The sequence below is a fragment of the Exiguobacterium sp. SH31 genome (assembly GCF_001816105.1).
In the GTDB taxonomy this organism is placed as follows: domain Bacteria; phylum Bacillota; class Bacilli; order Exiguobacteriales; family Exiguobacteriaceae; genus Exiguobacterium; species Exiguobacterium aurantiacum_A.
In genome coordinates this window covers 164,695-184,806 of sequence record NZ_LYTG01000029.1, presented here as the reverse complement: position 1 = coordinate 184,806, position 20,112 = coordinate 164,695, and the positions used below count along the sequence as shown (strand labels likewise).

Genomic DNA, 20,112 nt, shown 5'->3' with positions numbered 1-20,112 from the left:
TACACAATGAAAGTATGTACAGTAGGTCTTGGATATATTGGATTACCGACTTCGGCCGTATTCGCCAACTATGGCGTCGACGTCGTCGGCGTTGATATTTCGCAACACGTCGTTGATAAATTGAACCGTGGCGAAATCCACATCGAAGAGCCAGGTCTTGGCGAAATGGTGGCGGACGTCGTCGCTAAAGGCAAGTTCCGGGCGTCACTCACGCCAGAGAAAGCAGACGCGTTCATCATCGCGGTACCAACACCGAACAACGATGACGAGCACAAGTCATGTGACCTCACGTACGTATTGGATGCGACACGTAAAGTATTGCCGTTCGTCGAGAAAGGCAACGTCATCATCGTCGAGTCGACGATTGCGCCACGCACGATGGACGATTTCGTGAAGCCACTCGTCGAAGAAGCTGGATTCGTCGTCGGCGAAGACATCTTCCTCGTTCACTGCCCAGAGCGCGTCTTGCCTGGTCAAATCTTGCATGAGCTCGTCCACAACAACCGTATCGTCGGTGGGATCACGCCGGCTTGTGCTGAAGCAGGCGCTCGCGTCTACGGCACGTTCGTTGAAGGCGAAATCGTCAAGACGGATGCGAAGACGGCAGAAATGTCTAAATTGATGGAAAACACGTTCCGTGACGTGAACATCGCGCTCGCGAACGAACTCGCAAAAGTTTGTAACGACCTCGACATTAACGTTCTTGACGTCATCGAGATGGCGAACAAACACCCGCGTGTCAACCTTCATAGCCCGGGTCCAGGTGTCGGTGGACACTGTCTCGCGGTTGACCCGTACTTCATCGTCGCGAAGTCACCGGACCTCGCGAAAATCATCAACTTGTCACGTGAGACGAACGTCTCGATGCCGGCTTACGTCGCAGATAACGTCCAGAAGTTGACGGACGGAATCGAAGCGCCAAAAGTGGCGGTCTTCGGTGTGACATACAAAGGGAACGTCGACGACATGCGCGAAAGCCCAGCGGTCGACATCTGTGAAATCTTGCTTGACCGTGGCGTCAACATCTCTGTCCATGACGGACACGTTGAAAAGTCGACATCAAGCCGCTTTGACCTCGTGTCAAAAGAAGAAGCGCTTCAAGATGCGGACCTCGTCCTCGTCCTCGTCGACCACAACGAATTTAAAACACTCGACTTCGCAGAACTCAACTCGACAATGCGTCGTCCGATGATTTTCGATACACGCAACATCGTGAAACCTGCGGGCGAAGATGTGACGGTCGTGAACTACGGAAATCTCTATAAATACACAAAGGAAACGAATCTCGTTCTTTGATTCTGGTGAATGAACATGTTTAAATCCGCGAAAGCTATCTTTACAGAGCTGAAGTCGAGCATGTACTTGATCTTCCGTCTCGCAACTTATGAGACGAGAAGTAACAACTCGATGCAGTACCTCGGATTTTTATGGGAGTTCGTCACACCGTTATTGCAGATTGGAGTTTACTGGTTCGTATTTGGATTTGGTATTCGAAGCGGCAGGCCGATTGATGGCGTGCCGTTTCTGCCATGGCTCGTCGCCGGGATCGTCGTTTGGTTCTTTATCGCCTCGGCCATCACCTCTACGGCCCGTTCGGTCTATTCGAAGATCGGTATGGTCTCCAAAATGAGCTTCCCAATCTCGACAATTCCCGCATACGTCTTACTCGCGCTATTCTACCGTCACGTAGCGTTAGTCGGCGTGTCATTCATTTTGATGTGGGCGTTCGGGTATCCGATGGGACTGCACTCGCTCTGGTTTATTTATTTGGCAATCAGCGCACTCGCGCTTCTCTATTCACTTGCACTCATCACGTCCGCTCTCACGACAATCGTCCGCGACTTGCAGAATTTACTGCAATCGATGATGCGGATGTTGATGTATTTGACACCGATTTTCTGGGTACCACCGGCGAATCTCGCGAATCTCCTTCAAATCAACCCGCTTTACTATTTGGTTGAGGGATATCGGTCGATGTTCCTTGGGTCTGACTGGTTAGCAAATAACTGGGCTTACGGCCTCTATTATTGGGCCATCGTCATCGTTCTCTTCTTCGTCGGGTCGATGATTCACTTACGTTTCCGTCGACACTTCATCGATTACATTTGAGGAGGACATTATGTACCAGGTTAAGTTTGAAAATGTCTCGAAACGATATACGTTGTACAATAAACCGATCGACAAGTTGAAAGAGATTTTCTTCAGCAAAGCGGCCGGCAAACAGTTCTACGCACTCCGTAACGTCACCTTCGAAGTGCCGCCCGGTGAAGTCGTCGGGATTATCGGCATCAACGGGTCAGGGAAGTCGACGATGTCGAACTTGCTTGCCGATGTGATGCCGCCGACCCACGGGAAGATCCAGTTGCACGGCAAGACGGCTTTAATTGCAATTTCGTCCGGCTTGAATGGCAACTTGACGGGGCTTGAGAACATCGAGTTAAAAGGGCTCATGCTCGGCATGACAAAACAAGAAATTATTGATTTGACGCCTGCGATCATCGAGTTCGCCGATATAGGTGACTTTATCACGCAACCGGTCAAAACGTACTCGAGCGGGATGAAGTCGCGCCTTGGCTTTGCCATCTCGATCAACGTCAACCCTGATATCCTCGTCATCGATGAGGCGCTTTCGGTCGGTGACCAAACGTTTGCCGACAAGTGCTTGGCCAAGATGAACGAGTTCAAGAAGCAAGGGAAGACGATTTTCTTCATCAGCCACTCGGTCTCGCAAGTCCGCCAATTTTGTTCGCTCGGTCTTTGGCTCGAGTTTGGCGAAGTACGCGAGTACGGACCGGTCAACGAAGTGCTCAGTGAATATAACAAGTTTTTGAAATGGTTCCGCAGCCTCTCTAAAGAGCAGCAGGACAGCTTTAAAGCTGACAAGCTGAAGCGCCGGACGACGGTCGTCAATGAGACCGAACTCGGAGAGACCTACATCTTGCCGGCCCATTCAGAAGAAGTGTTGAAGAATCATCAAGCAGTCTCGATGTCGAGCTGACGAGGTGAATCCGAGAGGAGGAAGCACGTCCGCTTGAGGACCGTGCAAAACGACCTATGAAAAAAGTAATGACTGTATTTGGGACGAGACCGGAAGCCATCAAGATGGCACCGCTCGTATTGGAATTGAAAAAACGTGAAGGCGTCGAACCGATCGTCGTCGTCACGGCGCAGCACCGTCAAATGCTTGACCAAGTGCTCGAACTGTTCGAAATCAAACCGGACTATGACCTCGATATCATGAAAGACAAGCAGACGTTATACGATGTGACGTCACGCGTCCTAAAAGGGATGGGTGAAGTCATCGCCGAGACGAAACCAGATATCGTGCTCGTCCACGGTGACACGACGACGACGTTCGCCGCTTCGCTCGCAGCGTTTTACAACCAAGTCGCGGTCGGCCACGTCGAAGCAGGTCTTCGGACGTACAATAAGTACTCGCCGTTCCCAGAAGAGATGAACCGTCAGTTGACGGGTGTCATGGCTGACTTCCACTTCGCGCCGACAGAGACGTCGAAAGGCAACCTCCTTCGTGAAGGTAAAAATGAAGACACGATCTTCGTCACAGGAAACACGGCTATCGATGCGCTTAAAACGACGGTACGCGACGACTATGCGAACGAGTTGCTCGACTCGATCCGTTCACAAGGTCGCCGCCTCGTCCTTTTGACGGCTCATCGCCGCGAGAACCTCGGCGAGCCGATGCGGAACATGTTCCGTGCCGTCCGTCGCTTGATCGAAAAATATGAGGACATCGAAGTCGTCTATCCGGTTCACATGAACCCGGTCGTCCGTGAACTCGCGAACGAGATCTTGCATGACATCGACCGTGTCCATTTAATCGAACCGCTCGACGTGTTTGACTTCCATAACTACGCTTCGGCTTCGTACTTGATCTTGACCGATTCAGGTGGCGTCCAAGAAGAAGCGCCTTCGCTCGGCGTACCTGTCCTCGTCCTTCGGGATACGACAGAACGTCCGGAAGGTGTCGCTGCCGGCACGCTCAAGTTGGCTGGCGTTGAAGAAGAAGTGATCTATTCGCTCGCGGATGAATTGCTCTCGGACGCGACGGCGTATGAGAAAATGTCTAAGGCATCAAACCCTTATGGTGATGGAGAAGCGTCACGACGTATCGTCGATGCGATCCTTGCCAACTGAATAAACAAGTTAAGAGTTGTCTTGTGCGTTGCACAGCAACTCTTTTCTATATCATCATCTCGAGATTTGGAGGAACTGACATGACGTCAACGAAACGGATTCGTCCGGCGATTTATCATTACTACCCACGCGGAACACATAAAGACCATCTCTCGATGCGCGAAGAGGACTATAAAACAGAAGTTACGTTTCTCCCGAAAGCAGAAACGGACTCGATTTACGTTCAACTGTTTGATTTGAAGTTCGAGATCCCGCCGTCTAAGATTTTTTTAACGGATGCTAAAATTGAGCCGGGTGAAGAGATTGGGATTAAGACAGAGATTTTTGTGGAAGGCAATAAAGGGATTGCGCTTGAACTGTACTTTATGCAATATGGGGCTGAAGAGCGGTTGTCTAACAAACGGTTTCGTTTAACGCTTGAGCCGGGGATGAATCAAGTGAGCGAAACAGTGAAGCGGATCGAAGACGCAAAATATTTCAAGATGTCCTATAAATACGTGGTCGAGACGCTCGAACCGGTCACGATTCGCCTAGACGACTTATACGTCACGTTCACCTAAGCTAGGCGTGTCGATTTTTCAGGGAGAAAGGAACAAACAGGATGCTATTCAGTTCCACGGTTTTTTTATTTTACTTCTTACCAGTCGTTTTGTTGCTGTACTTTATATCGCCGCGTTGGATCAAGAATGCGTTGTTGCTTGCCGCTAGTCTGTTCTTCTATGCCTGGGGTGAGCCGCGATTCGTATTAATCATGCTCGCTTCGATTGCGATGAACTACGTCTTCGGCTTGCTCGTTGACAAGTACCGTCATCAAGAGAAACAATTGAAGTGGACGATGGGAGCGATGGTCGCGGGTAACCTCGCCATGCTCGGCGTGTTCAAGTACGCGAGCTTCTTCGTCGAGAACGTCAACACGATTTTTGGCTTCTCATTGAACGACCCGGAGATTCCGCTTCCACTTGGGATTTCATTCTTTACCTTCCAGGCGATGAGTTACGTCATCGACGTCTATCGTCAAGACGGACGGCTACAACGAAACATTTTTGACTTGGCACTCTACGTCTCGTTCTTCCCGCAGTTGATCGCGGGTCCGATCGTCCGTTACCAGACGGTCGCCGACGAGATTGTCGAACGCCGGGAGACGATCGATGATTTCGTCTCGGGGATTCAACGTTTCGTCATCGGTTTAGGGAAGAAGATGATCCTTGCGAACAGTGCCGGCTATGTTGCCGATCAAGTGTTCTCTCAACCGCCAGGGGAGTTGTCAACGACTCTCGCTTGGATTGGGATCATCGCCTACTCACTCCAAATTTACTTTGATTTCTCCGGCTATTCAGATATGGCAATCGGGCTCGGTCGGATGTTCGGTTTTCACTTCCTGGAAAACTTCAACTATCCGTACATCTCGACATCTGTGTCAGAATTTTGGCGCCGGTGGCACATTTCACTCGGTAGTTGGTTCCGCGACTACGTCTATATTCCGCTTGGTGGAAACCGGAAAGGGAGTTTGATGACGTATCGTAACCTGACGATTGTTTGGCTCTTGACCGGTGTCTGGCACGGAGCGAGTTGGACGTTCATCGCTTGGGGTCTCTATTACGGGATCTTCATCATGCTCGAACGGGCGTTTCTTGGCAGATGGCTCGCCGTATGGCCAGCTTGGCTTGCCCGGACGCTCACGCTGTTCATCGTCGTCGTCGGTTGGGTATTCTTCCGTGCCGACAACTTCGAATACGCGATTGACTATCTACAAGTCATGTTCGGCCTGCATGGCGGCGAACTGTTCGACCAGACGGCTTACTTCTATCTCGTCCAATACGGGGTCGTTCTCGTCATTGCGATGATTGCAGCGACACCGTTGCCGAAATATGCCGTCGCATACTTCTTACGTCACGAGACGGACAGCGAACGGACAGTACTTGCGATGAGCGCAGGATTGGCGCGAGTGACATATATCTTGTTCATTTTTGCCGTGTCGATCTCATATGTCGTCTCGAGTACGTTTAACCCGTTTATCTATTTCCGGTTCTAAGGAGGACTGAACATGAAACGCTTGTCATCTACTGAACTTAAACATGCGAAAAAGAGAAAGTTGTCTTGGGTGACAAACAGTATCCTCTTTTTCAGCTTTATCGGTATTTTGTTTTACGGGTTCGCTGTCTTTGCGTTCGGCACAGAAGAGGACACGTCTGATATTGAAGGACGCGCTTTAGAACAGCGTCCTGAGTTTTCGGTCTCGACCTTTTTAGACGGGACATATATGGAGACGTTCGCATCGTCTGCGAACGACCAAGTCTTCCAACGTGATTTATGGATTGAAGGCCAATCGTGGTTTCAACGTAACGTTCTTCGCCAAGCGATGAACAACGGGGTAATCAACGTCGACGGGATGCTATTGTCACCAGAGACGAATGCGAGTGAATACTCGAGTTTCGGTGAATTTTTAAAGGATTTGAAAGTCGAGATGGATGAAGCGGACATCCCGGTCTACTTCGCCTCGGCTCCGAGTAAGCCGGTCTATGCGGCACGGAGAGACCTGTTCCCTCCATACGTCGAGAGCGTAGACGCGGCGAACCGGGATGAGCTCCACCAACGGATTGAAGAAGCAGACATCCCGTTATTTAATCTTGAGGAGCGGCTCGGCGAGTATGAAGGGGAAGACATCTACTTCATGACCGACCACCATTGGCGGGCTGAAGGGGCGTTTAAAGCGTATGAACAAATCATGCGCGATCTCGGTGAGCAGTTCCCGGAAGCGGACGCGCTCAGCTTGAGCGACATGGAGACGAAAACGGTCGACGGCCCGTTCTATGGGTCGAGCGCGCGTGAGATTTCGATCTCGTACGTCGAAGAGCCCGATACGTTCACGTACCTTGAACCAAAAGACGGCTTTTCGACGACGGTCTGCCGAAATGGCGATGACTGCGGGTATGAAGTGTTAGACCGCGACGTCTTGAACAATACGACCGACTTCACGAACTATTACAACTTGTTCATGGGCGACAATTACGCCCAAGCGACGATCACTCAAGAAAACCCGGATAACGATTATCATTTACTCGTCTTGAAAGACTCTTACGCCAACCCGGTACTCGGCTATCTCGGCGAGTCATTCGGGCAAGTCACCGCGCTCGATGTCCGTTATTTCGAGGACTATCCGGTCGATATTACTGACTATGCAAGAGAGAACGATGTCGATGGCATCTTGTTCCTTCATAACGACCGCATCTCAGGGTTAGGTTCGACGTACCAAGAAGGTTTGTAAAAGGAGATGAGTGTATGCGTATCCTAGTCCCCGTCTTCTTTCACGCACCGATGGGCGGGTTGCATCATCATGTGTTAGCGACGACCCGGCATGTGCTGCGAGCCGGGCACGAGGTCACGATCGTCTGTAAGCCGGGACCGTTCGCGGACAAAGCTCGTAACTTAGGTGCTCGTGTCATCACGACCGATTATCAGACGAATGATGTTCACCGCTTACTCCGACAACTCATCAAGGAACCGTTCGACCTCGTCTATGCCCACCCGTTCGATTCGAGGCAAATCGGGCTCGCCGTCGCCGAGGTCCAACACATCCCGTTCGTGCTCGTCATTCACGGGATGTATGACGACGACTTGCCCTACTATATCAACCAGACGAGTCATGTCATCGTGGTGGCGGAAGCGATCGCGAAATATTTGATTGAACGGTGCGCGAGCGTTCACGATAAAATGACGGTGCTCATGAACGGTGTCGATGAAAGCTATACGATAACGCCGCAACCGACGCCCCGTGACCGGATTCGCGCCACGTTCGTATCCCGAATGGACGCGGATATGGTATTTCCGTTAGACGTGCTCTTAGACGGGGTCGGCGATGAGCGGATACAGGACGTGCCAATCGATTGGACGTTTGTCGGAACAGGGACGCAACGGGAAAAATATGAGGCGCGGTTTGATGACGAGCTCGAGGGGACAAATCAGTCGATTCATTGGGCCGGTTGGTTGGAGTCAGATGAAGTGGCGGACAGGATGCGCCAATCCGACTTCGTCGTCGCTCCGAGCCGGGCAGCGATCGAGAGCTTAGCGCTCGGTCGACCGACTATCGCGGCCGGCAGCAAAGGCTATCACGGTCTCATTACAGAAGACACATGGGTAGACGCGGAAGCGACGAACTACGGCGGCATCGGCACCCGTCATGCATCATATCGACGAGGTGCGCTCGGCGACGAGGTGCTCAAACTTCTAGACGTCGAGTTCCGTCATCGCACCGCAGCCTTTAGCGCCTCGCTCGCGAAACGTTATGAAGACGAAGTGATTCAAGAGTGCCTGATGTCATTATTCGACCGTGTCGTCAAAGAAGGGCCGCGTCCGTCCCCAATCGATTATGCGGCCGCGCGGTATGAACAGTTGCACCTTCATCGGGCCAACGCCTTACTGGCAAGACGATTGTCGGCCCGAGACGAGAAGCTGAAACAGCTGCGCAACGATATAGAAGAATGATAAAAAGGTGTACCGTTTCGATTAACCGAAACAGTACACCTTTCTTTATTGATTACGCCCCATGAGGAGTAAGACGAGACGGTCCGAGCGAAGACAAGTAGCGAATCGCTGCCCGCAAACAAGTCAACTGTTCATCGTACGTTTGGTTCACGTGGTAACAGGAAGAGGGGAGCGTGAGTGAATCGAATTGACCCGTGTGCTGTAAGCCATCATGGTTGTCCCACAATTTTGTAGGATAAATCACGAATTTGTAAAGTGAGTCGTCAATCCCGACCACTTCAATCTCAGCAAACAGCTGAGTATCTCGTTTATACAAAAAGCGAGTCGATCCGAATCGTTCATGCTCCATGATAACATCCCATATCCTTCCTTAATAAACCTTATTATTTTCATTATAGACTATAAAATGGGTTTTTTAAAACCTCATTTTTCATATAATGGCAATGATTTCGACGTATCTAATAAGGTGACTCAGATTAATATGTTGGAAACGAAGCATCTATTTCTTTCTGATGGATTAGACTATCGTAATCCGATTCGTGCTAAGTAGGATGATACAATGAGAGGTGAGAGGCAGGTGACCCCTATGCGACGACATCAGGCGGACGGTACGTATCGGTACGTCCTCATCTTAGGGGCGAAAGTGAACGGGACGGCACCGTCACGGGCGCTCCGAAACCGAATCGACGTGGCGGCTACATACGCGCACCAATATCCGCACGTCAAACTAATCGCTTCCGGCGGGCAAGGTCCGGACGAAGGGATGGCCGAGGGACGCGTCATTGCCCGGGAATTGATCGACCGCGGCATCGACCCGAAACGAATTCACGTCGAAGCCGAATCGACGTCGACGTACGAGAACTTTTTATTCAGCCGCGACGTATGGGCAGGCGAGACGGGACTGACGGTCGTGACGAACGACTTCCATGTGCGCCGGGCCCGGCTCGTCGGGAGGCTCTACTTCGGGCTCGTGACGGACGCGCTCTATGCACCGACGCCGGCTGCGGCGAAAGCGAAGTATGTCATCCGCGAACAGCTCGCCTATATCAAGCTGTTCATCAACTATATGCGCTGGAAGTGGCGCCCATGAAAACAAGGACTTAGCGGTTGCTAAGTCCTTGTTCGTCGTGACAGCCGATTTCTTCAGATAACAACTTCCCGAACTCCTCGGCGCCATCGATGTTCAAATGGACGCCATCGCTCTCGAAATAGTCGCCTTTATCAGCGGATACTTCATGCCAGTCAATGAGCGTGACGAAATCGTGCAGTTCGCTCGCGCGCTTGAGCTTTTCGTTCACTTCGCGTTCCCATGGGCGCGGGACATGCGTATTGATGACGTACACTTGATCGGCTGATTCAAACATACCGATCAACGTGTCAAGCTGTTCCATCTTGAAAGCTCCGTTCGTGCCGAGGTGGAGGAAAACGACATGGCCGGGGGCATCGAATTCACGATAGCCCGCCGCGACATCTTGCGCGTCACGGACTTGGCGACCGACTTCGGCGTCGATTGTCATGTTCGGGAACGTGGTACCGAGATACTCGTTCAAGCCGAGCAAGACCGAGTCGCCGATGGCAAGGGCTTGCGGACACGACTCAATCGGCCGTTCGGTCGTCGTTTCTTTTGGCTTCGGCTTCGGTGCTTTGACGACCGGGAGCTCGTGTTGCCGGTCCGAGTTATCCGTGAACGCGAGGATCGTCAAATTCCCGACAAGGACGAATGACAAGACCGTTGCGATTGTGATCGCGAACAGTCGAGCCGGTTTGATGTTGCGAGTCGGGATCAGGTTGCGGATGACATGGCGGAACCCGTTACGGCGAATCGGCGTCTCGATGTAGCGGTAAGACACTTCAGCGATGAGCAGCGTGACCATGACTTGACCGAGTGCGAGAAGGGGATTGAACGAACTGATCCGCTCAAGCGGGGTCGTCAAGATGATGACCGGGTAGTGCCATAAATAGATGCCGTACGTCCGTGTCCCGATCAATCGAAGCCAAGCGCTTCCAAACAGACGGGACCAGAGCGTCGACGGATGGGCCGTCGCGGCGATCAACACACCTGACGCCACGGCGACGAGCAAGAAACCTCCATAATAGAGGAACGCATCATAAGCGTTCGCTGTCATCATGACTGTGACAAGCGTTATGAGCGCTCCGGCACCACCGACGTTCAAAATACGAAGGCCTAGCGCTGGCATCTCGCGCTTGAACGCATCCGGACGCCAACCGAACGCGAGCAACGCCCCGATGAGGAGCGCGAACAGGCGCGTGTCGGTACCGTAATAGACACGGCTCGGGTCGGTCCCGGGTGTGAAGCTGATCGCCATCCAAACGGTGGAGGCGAGTAAAACGATGCCAGTGAGCTGGAGGAAACGCTTCTTCACGGTCAGCCCAAAGATCAACAGCAGCGGCCAGACCAGGTAGAACTGCTCCTCGATCGAGAGCGACCACAGGTTTTGGAGTGGTGACGGCTTGCCAAAACTCTCAAAGTACGAGACGTCGTGGAAGATATACCACCAGTTGTTCACGTAGGCTAGCGCGGCTAGTGTGTCTTGGCGCACCGTATCAAGCAGTCCGCGCTCGAACAACGTGACGTACGCCATGACGACCGAGAGCATAAAGACGAGCGCCGGCAATAGGCGCCGGAACCGGGCGATATAAAACCGTTTCAAATTGATCCGTCCGTGTTTTGCTTGCTCGCGAAGCAAGATGCCGGTGATCAAATAACCGGACAGGACGAAGAATAAGTCGACGCCGAGGAAGCCGCCGGGTATGTATGGTGCGTTCAAATGAAAGAGTATGACTGCAAAAACGGCGAACGTGCGCAGGCCGTCGAGACCCGGCATATACGTTGCTTTATGGTGTAAGGGCTGCATGACCCCACTTCCTTTCTCAAATCCAAGCGGAACGTTTCCCTCATTTGTAAAGGGACCTATACTCCAGTATAGCGAGTGCCAGACTAGAAAAAGTTTCAAATGATTAACATTTTAGCTTCCGAAGTGGAGAATAACAGGGAACGAAAAAAGGGACACGAAGTCCCTAGTCCCGTTACAACATTCCGATAATCGTCCCGCCGATGACGCCAGCGATGACGAGTGCCCAAGGCGGCAGTTTCCAATAGGCGATCATGACGAACAAGAGGGCGGCGAAGACAAAGTCGACGGCGCCGTTCACCGTGCTCGTGAAGATCGGCTGATAGAACGCGGCGATCAAAATCCCGACGACGGCCGCATTGACACCGATCAACGCACCGGCCACTTTTGGATTGCGCCGGAGTGCATCCCAAAACGGCAACGCCCCGAGGATGAGCAGGAACGCCGGCAAGAAGATGGCGAACGTCGCGAGCAGTCCTCCCGGGACACCGTTGATGACGGTCCCGAGGTACGACGCGAACGTGAACAGCGGACCTGGTACGGCTTGGGCCGCCCCGTAGCCGGCGAGGAATGCCTCTTCGCTCAAGAATCCGGCCGGTACGAGCTCGCGCTCGAGGAGCGGCAAGACGACGTGACCACCACCGAAGACGAGGGCACCGGCCCGGTAAAAGCTGTCGAACATGGCGAGCGACTGGCTTTCGATCGTCTCGCGCAAGAGTGGCAAGATGACGAGCAAGGCACCGAACAGACCGAGCAGCGTTGCCCCGAGCCGTTTCGAGAGCGGGAACGTCGCCGACTTGACGTCGAGGTGTTGCGGCTTGAACAGCAAGAACCCGGCGAGCGCGGCCAAGACGATGACGAGCACTTGGCTATACGTCGTCTGCCAGAGGAGCACACCGGCGAGCGCGAAGAAGGCGATGGTCCGCGTCTTAGCGTCCGGTGTCAGCTTGCCGGCCATACCGAGAATGGCGTGGGCGACGATGGCGACGGCGACGACTTTCAAGCCGTACAGCCAGCCCGCGTCGGAGACGTCGAGTCCTGAGACTAAAAGGGCGAACAAGATGAGGGCGATGACGGACGGTGCCGTGAAGCCGATGAACGAGGTGATACCGCCGAGGATACCGCCACGGACGATGCCGATGCCGATCCCGACTTGACTGCTCGCAGGGCCAGGTAAAAACTGACAGAGGGCGACGAGGTCGGCATATGCGCGCTCGTCCATCCATTTCCGGCGCCTTACGTATTCCTCGTGGAAGTAGCCGAGGTGGGCGACCGGTCCGCCGAAAGACGTCAAGCCGAGCCGGGTCGATACGAATAAAATCTCCAGTAACGTATTGAACGTCACACGTTGATTGGCCATTGGTTTCACTCCTTTATCTCTTTGAATAGTTCGTACGCTTTTTGACGGGCTTCGGCCAAGACGACGAGCCCTTTTTCGGTCGTCGTATAGTTCTTGCGGATATGACCGTCGACCAACTCGTTCGTCCGCGCGAGCAGGCCGTCTTGTTCCATGCCGTGCAGGATCGGATAGAGCGTCCCGGCACTGATCGCGTAACCGTGCTCGCGTAGCTCTTCGACCATCCACGCCCCATAAACGGGATGTTCGGACGCATGGTGCAAGATGTGGATATGAATAAAACCAAGAAACAGCTTACGAAGGACGCGGTCTTCCACTTGCTTCATCTCCTTGGAATCGATTTTCGATATCGGGTTTCGTAATCATACTAACAACGAGGAGCGAACCGTGCAACCTGTGAGGTGGGATTTACAGAAACTTAATGTGTGCACATCGGGAGGAATCGATTCGGAAAATATAGGGAATTCATCGAAAATGAGGTAAACTAAAATGTAGAAAAACAGCGTAGGAGGAAATGACGTGACAGAACGAGACAGCACCCATTACAGATCTTTGTTGCGCCATATGCCCCAAGGCTACGTCGAATTCAAAGTCATCTTCGACGGTGCCGGGGAGCCGGTCGATTATGAGTTTGTCGAAGTGAACGAAGCGTTCGAAAAGATGATGAAGGCGAAGCGAAAGCAGTTTCTCGGCGGACGCATCACCGAGCAGTTGAAAGACTTTGAATACAGCGAACGCGAATGGATCGTTCAAGTCGCGCGAGCGGTGAACAACGGGGAGACGATCAAGTTCGAACATTTCTCGCGCCGGAACAAGTCGTGGTATGAACTGTCGGTCTTCAGCGAACGGCCAGGTCACGTCTCGACCTTGTTCCATGACATCACCCCGCACGTCCAAGAGAACAACGCCTTGAAGCAACTCGTCAACGTGTCGCATCGCTTCGTCGCCACGGGCCGGGAACTGTTGATGAACCAACATTTCCTCGACCAGATCCGGGACTTCACCGGTGCGAAAGCGGTGACGCTCAACTTGATGAATGACGATGGACAAACGTACTCGACGGTCGCGATCTCTGGAATCGACGAGCTGCTCGAACGCAGCTTGGATGTCCTCGGCTTCCACCCGGTCGGCAAGAAATGGCCGATGAGCCGGAAACGCATCGAGCTGTTGGAGTTGCCGAGTCCGATCATCTTGGACGAGATCGAACCACTCATGGACGGGGTGTTGCCGAAACGGCTCGTCAAAAACATTTTACGCATCTTCGACCTCGGGCAAGTCATCTTGTTCAAGATTGAAAAAGACGGCGTCTTTTACGGTGATTTGACGATTGTCATGCAAGGGAAGAAGCGGGCCGATCGTCTCGGTCTCGTCGAGCTGTACATCGTCCATATCCTCGAACAGATGACGAAAGTCGACCGTCAAGTCGGTGAGGCGAAAGAATCGATGTTTGAAGGGTTCGCCACCGTCGACCTCGAGTGCATCATGTCATTGACGACGCGAGACGTACTGCATTTGAATAAGGCGTGGGAGCGTGTGCTCGGCTTCCCAATCGAGTCACTCGAGAACATGGACTTCATCGGGCTCGTCCATCCTGACGATCAGACGAAGACCGAAGCGGCCTTTAGTGAGCTCGATACGGCGCGTGAACTGTTCCGGTTCGTCAACCGCTTCCGGACGATCGATGGAGATTACCGCTCGATTGAATGGCATTGCAAAGTCCAAGGCAACTACATCTACGCCGTCGCCAAGGACGTGACCGAACGCGTCCAGCTCGAAGAGGAACTCGCCGAGCGCGACCGTCTGCTGACAAAATTGTCCGACCAGGTCCCTGGCGCCATCTACCAGTTCGAGCTCCGGCCGGACGGTTCGTTCTACTTCCCGTTCTTCAGCCGTGGTTTTGAAGTGTTGACCGGGGTCACGGCGGACGAGGTGAAACGGGATGCGAATCTCGTCTTCTCAAAAATCCATCCGGACGATTATCCGCAAGTGATGGCGAGCATCCAAGAGTCATATCGCAGCTTGACGATTTGGGACGCCGAGTTCCGGGTGTATGCGCCGGACGGGCGGACGAAGTGGATCCTCGGGTCGTCCCGTCCTGAGAAGCTCGCCGAGGGGCACGTGCTCTGGCACGGCTACATCGGGGACGTGACCGAGAAGAAGACGTACGAGATGGAAATCGAGTATTTGAGCTATCACGACCAGTTGACCGGGGTGAAAAACCGCCGCTACTTCGACGAGGCGCTCGTCACGTTCGACGAGCCGGGCTATTACCCGCTCGCCCTCATCGTCGTCGACATCAACGGCCTGAAACTGACGAATGACGCGTTCGGCCACTTGGTCGGAGACCGTCTCTTGATTGAAGCGACGAATATTTTGAAGCGTGAAATCAGTGGTGTCGATACGGTCGCCCGAATCGGCGGTGACGAATTCGTGATCATCTTGCCGAATACGTCGTTATCTGATGCACAGCAGTTGTCCAATCGATTGAGCCGTTTATTCCTTGAAAAATCGATTGAAGGGTTGCCGATCTCGGCATCGTTCGGAGAAGCGGTCAAAACCGACGGCGCACTGTCGATCATGGACGTGTTCAATTTGGCTGAAGACCAGATGTACCATCATAAAGTGTCCGAGAAGCAGAGCCGCCGCCATTCTTCGATTCAATTGATTATGCGGACGTTGTATGAGAAAATCCCGCGCGAAGAGGCGCACTCGCAGCGTGTCGCCGAGCTATCCGGTCAGCTTGGCGAGGCGATGAACTTGACGAGCAGTGACGTGAACGAGTTGAAGACGGCTGCCATCTTGCACGATATCGGCAAGGTCGCGATCAGCAATGAGATTCTCGACAAAACGGGTGCTTTGACCGAAGCCGAGTGGCGCGAGATCAAACGTCATCCCGAGGTGAGCTACAATATTTTGAGCACTGTCCCTGAGTACGGGACGCTGTCAGAGATTGTGCTGGCGCACCATGAACGTTGGGACGGGAACGGTTATCCAAACGGCATAAGCGGATTTGATATTCCGCTCGCCTCCCGGATCATCGCGCTCGCCGACACGTTCGACGTCATGATGACGGGCCGACCGTACCGCCAAGCGAAGACGCTCGCCGAGGCGCTCGCCGTCATCGAACAAGAGGCAGGTCGTCAGTTCGACCCTGTGCTCGTCGAGGTGTTCTTCCAAAAGATTGTTCCGACGTTACAACGCTAAAAGGCGAGACGCTCTGATGAGTGTCTCGCCTTTTTTGTGTCATGTGAGCGGTCGTTTTTTCAACGCGAAGACGGTCGCCGCGAACACGATGAGCGCCATACCGACCATGACGAGGACAGACAGCGTTGGGAACCGATCGTCATACATGTCGGCGACCCCGCTGTTGAACCAATAGGTCGGCAAGAAGCGTCCGACGAGCTGGAGCGACTCCGGGAGCCACGTCAAGCTGATAAAGGCGCCCCCGGTGATGGCGGCTGCCATCGTGACCGACGTCTGCCAAATGTTCGCCTTGTCCCGATTCGTCGCGAGGACCGCGATGAGTGAACCGATTGCGAGACAGACGAACAAATAGACGGTGAACAACAACGTGAGCACGGGCAGGTGAGCGATGATGTCTTGCCGATAGAGGACGGCGCTAAAGACGAGCAGCATGAGCACGTAGATGAGCCCGACGGCGCAAAATGATAAAAACAGCGACCCGACGTAGCGGCGCGGCGTGACCGGTGCCGCGAACAAGCGCGAGTAGATCAATTCATCCCGGTCGTCGGCGACAAAAAGCGGAATGAACTGGAGGAACGCCGACATCATGACGAACGACAACAGCCCGAGGAACGCCTGTGTCCGCGCGGTCGTGCCGACACTTTCTTGGAACGGCTCGCTCGAGAGCGTGTAACCGTTCATTGTCTCCGCTTCCGCCAACTCGAGGAATCGCCCTTCGTTAAACTCACTCGCCGCGAGCAGTTGCCGCTCGCGGGAAAGGTGGGAGTTGAGCGCCTGTTCGATCAAGGCGGCGTCACTCCCTTCGGTCGCGCTGAACGAGAGCCGCGGAATGTCGCCGGCGAACAAGTCTTCCGTAAAACCGTCCGGGATCGTTAAGACGATATCTTGTCCTTCGAGCAGCGCCTCGTCGGCCTCGTCCGTCTCAAGCGGTGTCACCGAACCGAACCGGCCCGCCTCTTCGATGACCCGGCCCGACAACGAGCCGCCGTCACGGTCGAGAATACCGATCGAGACGTTCAAAGCAGACGTCGAGTTGAGGAACGACAGGACGAGGGCGAATCCGAACACGGATACGAACGTGAACACCCATAACCCTTTTCTTCGGAGCATCCGTTTAGCGACATGCCTAAACAAGACCAAGGCGGCTCACTCCTTTCCACAACAGCAGGCTGATCACGGTGAAGACGGCGACGTGCAGGGCGAGCCAACCGAGACCTTGCCAAAACAAGGTGACGTCCCCGCCCCTGAGCAGCACTTGGAGGATGCCGTCGCGCATAAAGATCGGCATGAACACGTACTTCGCCCACGGTGCGACGCTCAGCGTCACTTGGTCGAAGCCGGGCACGTAGCCCCCGGAGAGGATCATGATGATGGCGACGCTACCGTTGACGATCGCGTCTTTCGTACTTCGCGTGACGCGAGGCAGACTAGCGATTATAAATCCGAACGCGGTGCCGTAAAGGGCGAGTGCGACCCAGGCGAGAAACAACAGTCCGAAGTGGACGTAGTCGAGCGAGAAGCTTCGGTAGACGAAGTGGCTGAACCAAAAGACGAGCACGAGCTGCAGGAAGATGAGCACGTACCGGCTGAACGTGCGGGCGAGCCGGTAGTCGATTGTCTTGACCGGAGCGGCCTGGATCCGGAGATAGCTACCTTTCATCGGCTGTTCCTCACTGAGCATGCCCGTGATATAGAAAGCGCCGAACAAGGCGGTCATGATCGAAATCGTGACCGTGAAGTATTCGAGCGAGGTCGGGGTGCGGCCCGACAAGTCGACGCTCTCGCTGTCGATGAACGTCTCCGGCTCGAACGGGACGACGACGCCTGACTCGGCGAGCATGATCTGTTGATTGGCGACGTCGGTATATTGCCGGATGACCGCCTCGAGCACATCGAACTCGATCGTCGTCGGTTCTTCATACAAGAGACGGACGTTTGACCCGTCGAGGTGCAAGATGACGTCGGCATCGCCGTCGTTGACGCCACGTTCGGCAGCGGCGACGCTGTCGTACGGGACGAGGTTGACGAACGCCTTGATGTCATCGTCGGCGAGGAACGTCTCGAGCGGGACGCGATAGTCGTCGGTCGACTGCTCGACATAAGCGACGTCTGTGACCGGGAGTGAGAAGTCGTTACTGAAAATAGCAGACAGCATCGTGCCGAGACCGAAAATGAGGATGATCGGGAACAGCAACATCCAAAACAAGGTCGAGCGGTCGCGCAGTTGTTGTTTGACATCGTATTTGATGAACGTCCACGTCTTCATGACCGTCACTCCCTTAGCGTCTTGCCGGTCAAGGCCAGGAAGACGGTATTCAAAGATGGGCGGTCGACAGTGATCGACGTGAACCGGACCTTCGCGTCGTGGAGCACGTCGAGGAGCGGGGCGAGCGGCGTGTCTTTCTCGAGCGACACCTCGATGTACGGCTCATGATACTCGACTTTCTTTACTTGACTGAGTGCGCCGAGCCGTTCGATGAGCCCGGGCGTCAAGGCGTCGACTTTGATGCGGGCCGTCTCGAGCGTCATGACTTGGTCTTTCAACTCGTCTTGCGTCCCTTCGGCGATGATCTTCCCTTCGTCGACGATGGCGACGCGGTCGCACAGCATCTCGACTTCCTCCATGTAGTGGGACGTATAGATGATCGTCGCCCCGCGCCGGTTCAACTCACGGATGTTCTCGAGGATCGTGTTCCGCGACTGTGGGTCGATGGCGACGGTCGGTTCGTCCATAAAGATGAGCTCCGGTTCATGGACGATGCCGCAGGCGATATTGAGACGACGCAGCAGCCCTCCGGACAGTTCCGGCGGACGTTTCTTTTGGTGAGCGGTCAGCTCGACGAAGTCGAGGGCGGCCTCGGTCTTTTGTTTCGCCTCGGCCGGCTTGAAGCCATAAAGTTCGGCGAAAAATTGGATGTTCTCGAACACGGTCAGCTGGTCATAGACGGAGACGTGCTGCGGGACGATGCCGACGCGTTGCTTGATCGCCTGTTCGTCTTTCGGCATGACGCGGTCAAAGATACGGATCGTACCACTGTCGGCAGGATATAGGTTGAGCATGACGGAGATGGCGGTCGTCTTGCCGGCCCCGTTCGGACCGAGCAGACCGAACAGTTCGCCTGCTTCGACGTGGAGCGAGAAGTCATTCAAGGCGATCGTCTCCCCGAAACGCTTCGTGACATGGTCGAGTGCGATGATGGACACGTGGACGCAACCCCTTTCAGATGGACGGACAGAAAAAGAGCATACAGAGATTTGTTCCCGTTTGCAGGGATTTTGAACGTGATGACGAATCAATTTATTATAGTCCGATTATTCAGACAATTATAAACAGAGGGAAGTAGGGATTGAGTATGAAAGGGTGGCAGTTCAACAAAGGGGAAGCGGGCGAAAAATTTCCTGACGAGATGGCGTGGGCGTTGTTTTGCACGGTCGAGCCGAAACGGATGGATGCGACGCTCCCGTTTTATTATGACGAGTCGGTGTTCCGCTTCACGAACGGGAAAGAGTCGTTCTATTTTAAAGTCTCCCCAAGCTACCACGAGTTCGAGGTGAACGTCAAAGGCGAGACGGGCGAACTGCTCTACTATCAACTGCTCCGCACCGTCAGTAAAGTCGAAGTGCTCGAAGACCGACGCGATCACGGGGAGCTTTTAATCGTCATGACCGAGGACCGGACCCGGACCGTGACGACGATCGAGCTGACCGTCCGACCGCGGTTTCGTGTGCTCGTCAAAGAGCACTATGTTTGAGTTTTCTTCAGAGTGGTACATTGTTTAGACACGATACCACGAGGAGGAGATTCATATGAAAGACGGACTAAACAAAAAAGTCGACGGTTTCATCGATAAAGCGGCCGGAAAAGCGAAAGAAGCAGTCGGCAAATCGTCGGACAATCAGTCGCTCAAACGTGAAGGCCAAAAAGACCAAGTGAAGGGCACGGCAAAAGAGAAGACGGGCCAAGCCCAGCAAAATCTCGAAAGCCTGAAAGACGAGCGCCGCTAATCAAAATGGAGGACCGCCATGGGGCGATCCTCCATT

The 20,112-nt window shown here is 53.8% G+C and carries 18 protein-coding genes and 1 pseudogene; 12 read left to right on the top strand and 7 right to left on the bottom strand.

Going from position 1 to position 20,112, the window contains the following annotated elements:
- Window positions 1–6: 6 nt before the first annotated feature.
- The 8 genes and pseudogenes from A6395_RS04970 (at window position 7) to A6395_RS04935 (ending at window position 8,637) form a co-directional block, all read left to right on the top strand.
- On the top strand, window positions 7–1,296 hold the full coding sequence (locus A6395_RS04970) for a nucleotide sugar dehydrogenase (protein WP_071398119.1): 1,290 nt from the start codon (window positions 7–9) through the stop codon (window positions 1,294–1,296).
- A 9-nt stretch (window positions 1,297–1,305) separates the two neighbouring features.
- Window positions 1,306–2,109 (top strand): ABC transporter permease, encoded by an 804-nt coding sequence (locus A6395_RS04965; protein ID WP_084812942.1) that lies wholly within the window; start codon window positions 1,306–1,308, stop codon window positions 2,107–2,109.
- A gap of 7 nt (window positions 2,110–2,116) precedes the next feature.
- Window positions 2,117–2,893: pseudogene (gene tagH / locus A6395_RS04960) on the top strand (teichoic acids export ABC transporter ATP-binding subunit TagH); the annotation flags it as partial.
- 161 nt (window positions 2,894–3,054) lie between these two features.
- Entirely contained in the window at window positions 3,055–4,155 is a 1,101-nt protein-coding gene (gene wecB, locus A6395_RS04955; protein WP_071398117.1) for a non-hydrolyzing UDP-N-acetylglucosamine 2-epimerase, read from the top strand.
- 80 nt (window positions 4,156–4,235) lie between these two features.
- Window positions 4,236–4,715 (top strand): hypothetical protein, encoded by a 480-nt coding sequence (locus A6395_RS04950; protein ID WP_071398116.1) that lies wholly within the window; start codon window positions 4,236–4,238, stop codon window positions 4,713–4,715.
- A 41-nt stretch (window positions 4,716–4,756) separates the two neighbouring features.
- The gene (locus A6395_RS04945; RefSeq protein WP_071398115.1) at window positions 4,757–6,187 is read left to right on the top strand and encodes an MBOAT family O-acyltransferase; all 1,431 of its coding nucleotides are present in this window, start codon (window positions 4,757–4,759) and stop codon (window positions 6,185–6,187) included.
- A gap of 12 nt (window positions 6,188–6,199) precedes the next feature.
- Complete coding sequence (locus A6395_RS04940; RefSeq protein ID WP_071398114.1) at window positions 6,200–7,420, top strand: DHHW family protein; 1,221 nt, start codon at window positions 6,200–6,202, stop codon at window positions 7,418–7,420.
- 14 nt (window positions 7,421–7,434) lie between these two features.
- Window positions 7,435–8,637, top strand: coding sequence for a glycosyltransferase family 4 protein (locus tag A6395_RS04935; protein WP_071398113.1), 1,203 nt, complete (start codon window positions 7,435–7,437; stop codon window positions 8,635–8,637).
- A gap of 52 nt (window positions 8,638–8,689) precedes the next feature.
- Here A6395_RS04935 and A6395_RS04930 read toward each other — a convergent pair whose 3' ends face one another.
- Window positions 8,690–8,986, bottom strand: coding sequence for a hypothetical protein (locus A6395_RS04930; RefSeq protein ID WP_071398112.1), 297 nt, complete (start codon window positions 8,984–8,986; stop codon window positions 8,690–8,692).
- A gap of 237 nt (window positions 8,987–9,223) precedes the next feature.
- Between A6395_RS04930 and A6395_RS04925 the strand changes: the two genes are divergently transcribed.
- Window positions 9,224–9,727 carry a YdcF family protein gene (locus A6395_RS04925; protein ID WP_071398111.1) on the top strand — a complete coding sequence of 168 codons (504 nt, stop codon included), beginning with the start codon at window positions 9,224–9,226 and terminating at the stop codon, window positions 9,725–9,727.
- A gap of 10 nt (window positions 9,728–9,737) precedes the next feature.
- Here the strand turns inward: A6395_RS04925 and A6395_RS04920 are convergent, their stop codons facing one another.
- The 3 genes from A6395_RS04920 to A6395_RS04910 form a co-directional block, all read right to left on the bottom strand.
- A complete protein-coding gene (locus A6395_RS04920; RefSeq protein WP_071398110.1) occupies window positions 9,738–11,513 on the bottom strand; it encodes an acyltransferase family protein in 1,776 nt (591 codons plus the stop codon).
- Between the two features lie 172 nt (window positions 11,514–11,685).
- A complete protein-coding gene (gene chrA, locus A6395_RS04915; protein ID WP_071398109.1) occupies window positions 11,686–12,870 on the bottom strand; it encodes a chromate efflux transporter in 1,185 nt (394 codons plus the stop codon).
- Window positions 12,871–12,875: 5 nt separating this feature from the next.
- Window positions 12,876–13,184, bottom strand: a complete 309-nt coding sequence (locus A6395_RS04910; protein WP_071398108.1) for a PadR family transcriptional regulator — start codon at window positions 13,182–13,184, stop codon at window positions 12,876–12,878.
- Window positions 13,185–13,386: 202 nt separating this feature from the next.
- On the opposite strand from A6395_RS04910, the gene A6395_RS04905 reads away from it, so the two are divergent.
- The gene (locus tag A6395_RS04905; protein WP_252100511.1) at window positions 13,387–16,071 is read left to right on the top strand and encodes an HD domain-containing phosphohydrolase; all 2,685 of its coding nucleotides are present in this window, start codon (window positions 13,387–13,389) and stop codon (window positions 16,069–16,071) included.
- 39 nt (window positions 16,072–16,110) lie between these two features.
- On the opposite strand, the gene A6395_RS04900 is transcribed toward A6395_RS04905, so the two are convergent.
- Genes A6395_RS04900 through A6395_RS04890 form a run of 3 tightly spaced genes read right to left on the bottom strand, consistent with a single transcriptional unit; the run spans window position 16,111 to window position 19,275 of the window.
- Window positions 16,111–17,211 (bottom strand): ABC transporter permease, encoded by a 1,101-nt coding sequence (locus A6395_RS04900; RefSeq protein WP_071398107.1) that lies wholly within the window; start codon window positions 17,209–17,211, stop codon window positions 16,111–16,113.
- A complete protein-coding gene (locus A6395_RS04895) occupies window positions 17,198–18,337 on the bottom strand; it encodes an ABC transporter permease (protein ID WP_252100510.1) in 1,140 nt (379 codons plus the stop codon). Before A6395_RS04895 ends, A6395_RS04900 begins: the two co-directional genes overlap by 14 nt.
- A gap of 5 nt (window positions 18,338–18,342) precedes the next feature.
- On the bottom strand, window positions 18,343–19,275 hold the full coding sequence (locus A6395_RS04890; protein WP_070328545.1) for an ABC transporter ATP-binding protein: 933 nt from the start codon (window positions 19,273–19,275) through the stop codon (window positions 18,343–18,345).
- 149 nt (window positions 19,276–19,424) lie between these two features.
- Here A6395_RS04890 and A6395_RS04885 point away from each other — a divergent pair, with 149 nt between their 5' ends.
- Both A6395_RS04885 and A6395_RS04880 read left to right on the top strand, forming a co-directional pair.
- Window positions 19,425–19,823, top strand: coding sequence for a hypothetical protein (locus A6395_RS04885; protein WP_070328546.1), 399 nt, complete (start codon window positions 19,425–19,427; stop codon window positions 19,821–19,823).
- Between the two features lie 55 nt (window positions 19,824–19,878).
- Entirely contained in the window at window positions 19,879–20,076 is a 198-nt protein-coding gene (locus A6395_RS04880; RefSeq protein ID WP_071398105.1) for a CsbD family protein, read from the top strand.
- Window positions 20,077–20,112 lie beyond the last annotated feature (36 nt).

Excerpts from the sequence above, each read along its gene's own strand:
- A6395_RS04880 (WP_071398105.1), top strand. The coding sequence starts at position 19,879 with ATGAAAGACGGACTAAACAAAAAAGTCGACGGTTTCATCGATAAAGCG.
- A6395_RS04920 (WP_071398110.1), bottom strand. The coding sequence starts at position 11,513 with ATGCAGCCCTTACACCATAAAGCAACGTATATGCCGGGTCTCGACGGC.
- A6395_RS04895 (WP_252100510.1), bottom strand. The coding sequence starts at position 18,337 with ATGAAGACGTGGACGTTCATCAAATACGATGTCAAACAACAACTGCGC.
- A6395_RS04940 (WP_071398114.1), top strand. The coding sequence starts at position 6,200 with ATGAAACGCTTGTCATCTACTGAACTTAAACATGCGAAAAAGAGAAAG.
- A6395_RS04930 (WP_071398112.1), bottom strand. The coding sequence starts at position 8,986 with ATGGAGCATGAACGATTCGGATCGACTCGCTTTTTGTATAAACGAGAT.
- A6395_RS04935 (WP_071398113.1), top strand. The coding sequence starts at position 7,435 with ATGCGTATCCTAGTCCCCGTCTTCTTTCACGCACCGATGGGCGGGTTG.
- A6395_RS04970 (WP_071398119.1), top strand. The coding sequence starts at position 7 with ATGAAAGTATGTACAGTAGGTCTTGGATATATTGGATTACCGACTTCG.
- A6395_RS04925 (WP_071398111.1), top strand. The coding sequence starts at position 9,224 with ATGCGACGACATCAGGCGGACGGTACGTATCGGTACGTCCTCATCTTA.
- A6395_RS04950 (WP_071398116.1), top strand. The coding sequence starts at position 4,236 with ATGACGTCAACGAAACGGATTCGTCCGGCGATTTATCATTACTACCCA.
- chrA (WP_071398109.1), bottom strand. The coding sequence starts at position 12,870 with ATGGCCAATCAACGTGTGACGTTCAATACGTTACTGGAGATTTTATTC.
- A6395_RS04965 (WP_084812942.1), top strand. The coding sequence starts at position 1,306 with ATGAACATGTTTAAATCCGCGAAAGCTATCTTTACAGAGCTGAAGTCG.
- A6395_RS04945 (WP_071398115.1), top strand. The coding sequence starts at position 4,757 with ATGCTATTCAGTTCCACGGTTTTTTTATTTTACTTCTTACCAGTCGTT.
- A6395_RS04885 (WP_070328546.1), top strand. The coding sequence starts at position 19,425 with ATGAAAGGGTGGCAGTTCAACAAAGGGGAAGCGGGCGAAAAATTTCCT.
- wecB (WP_071398117.1), top strand. The coding sequence starts at position 3,055 with ATGAAAAAAGTAATGACTGTATTTGGGACGAGACCGGAAGCCATCAAG.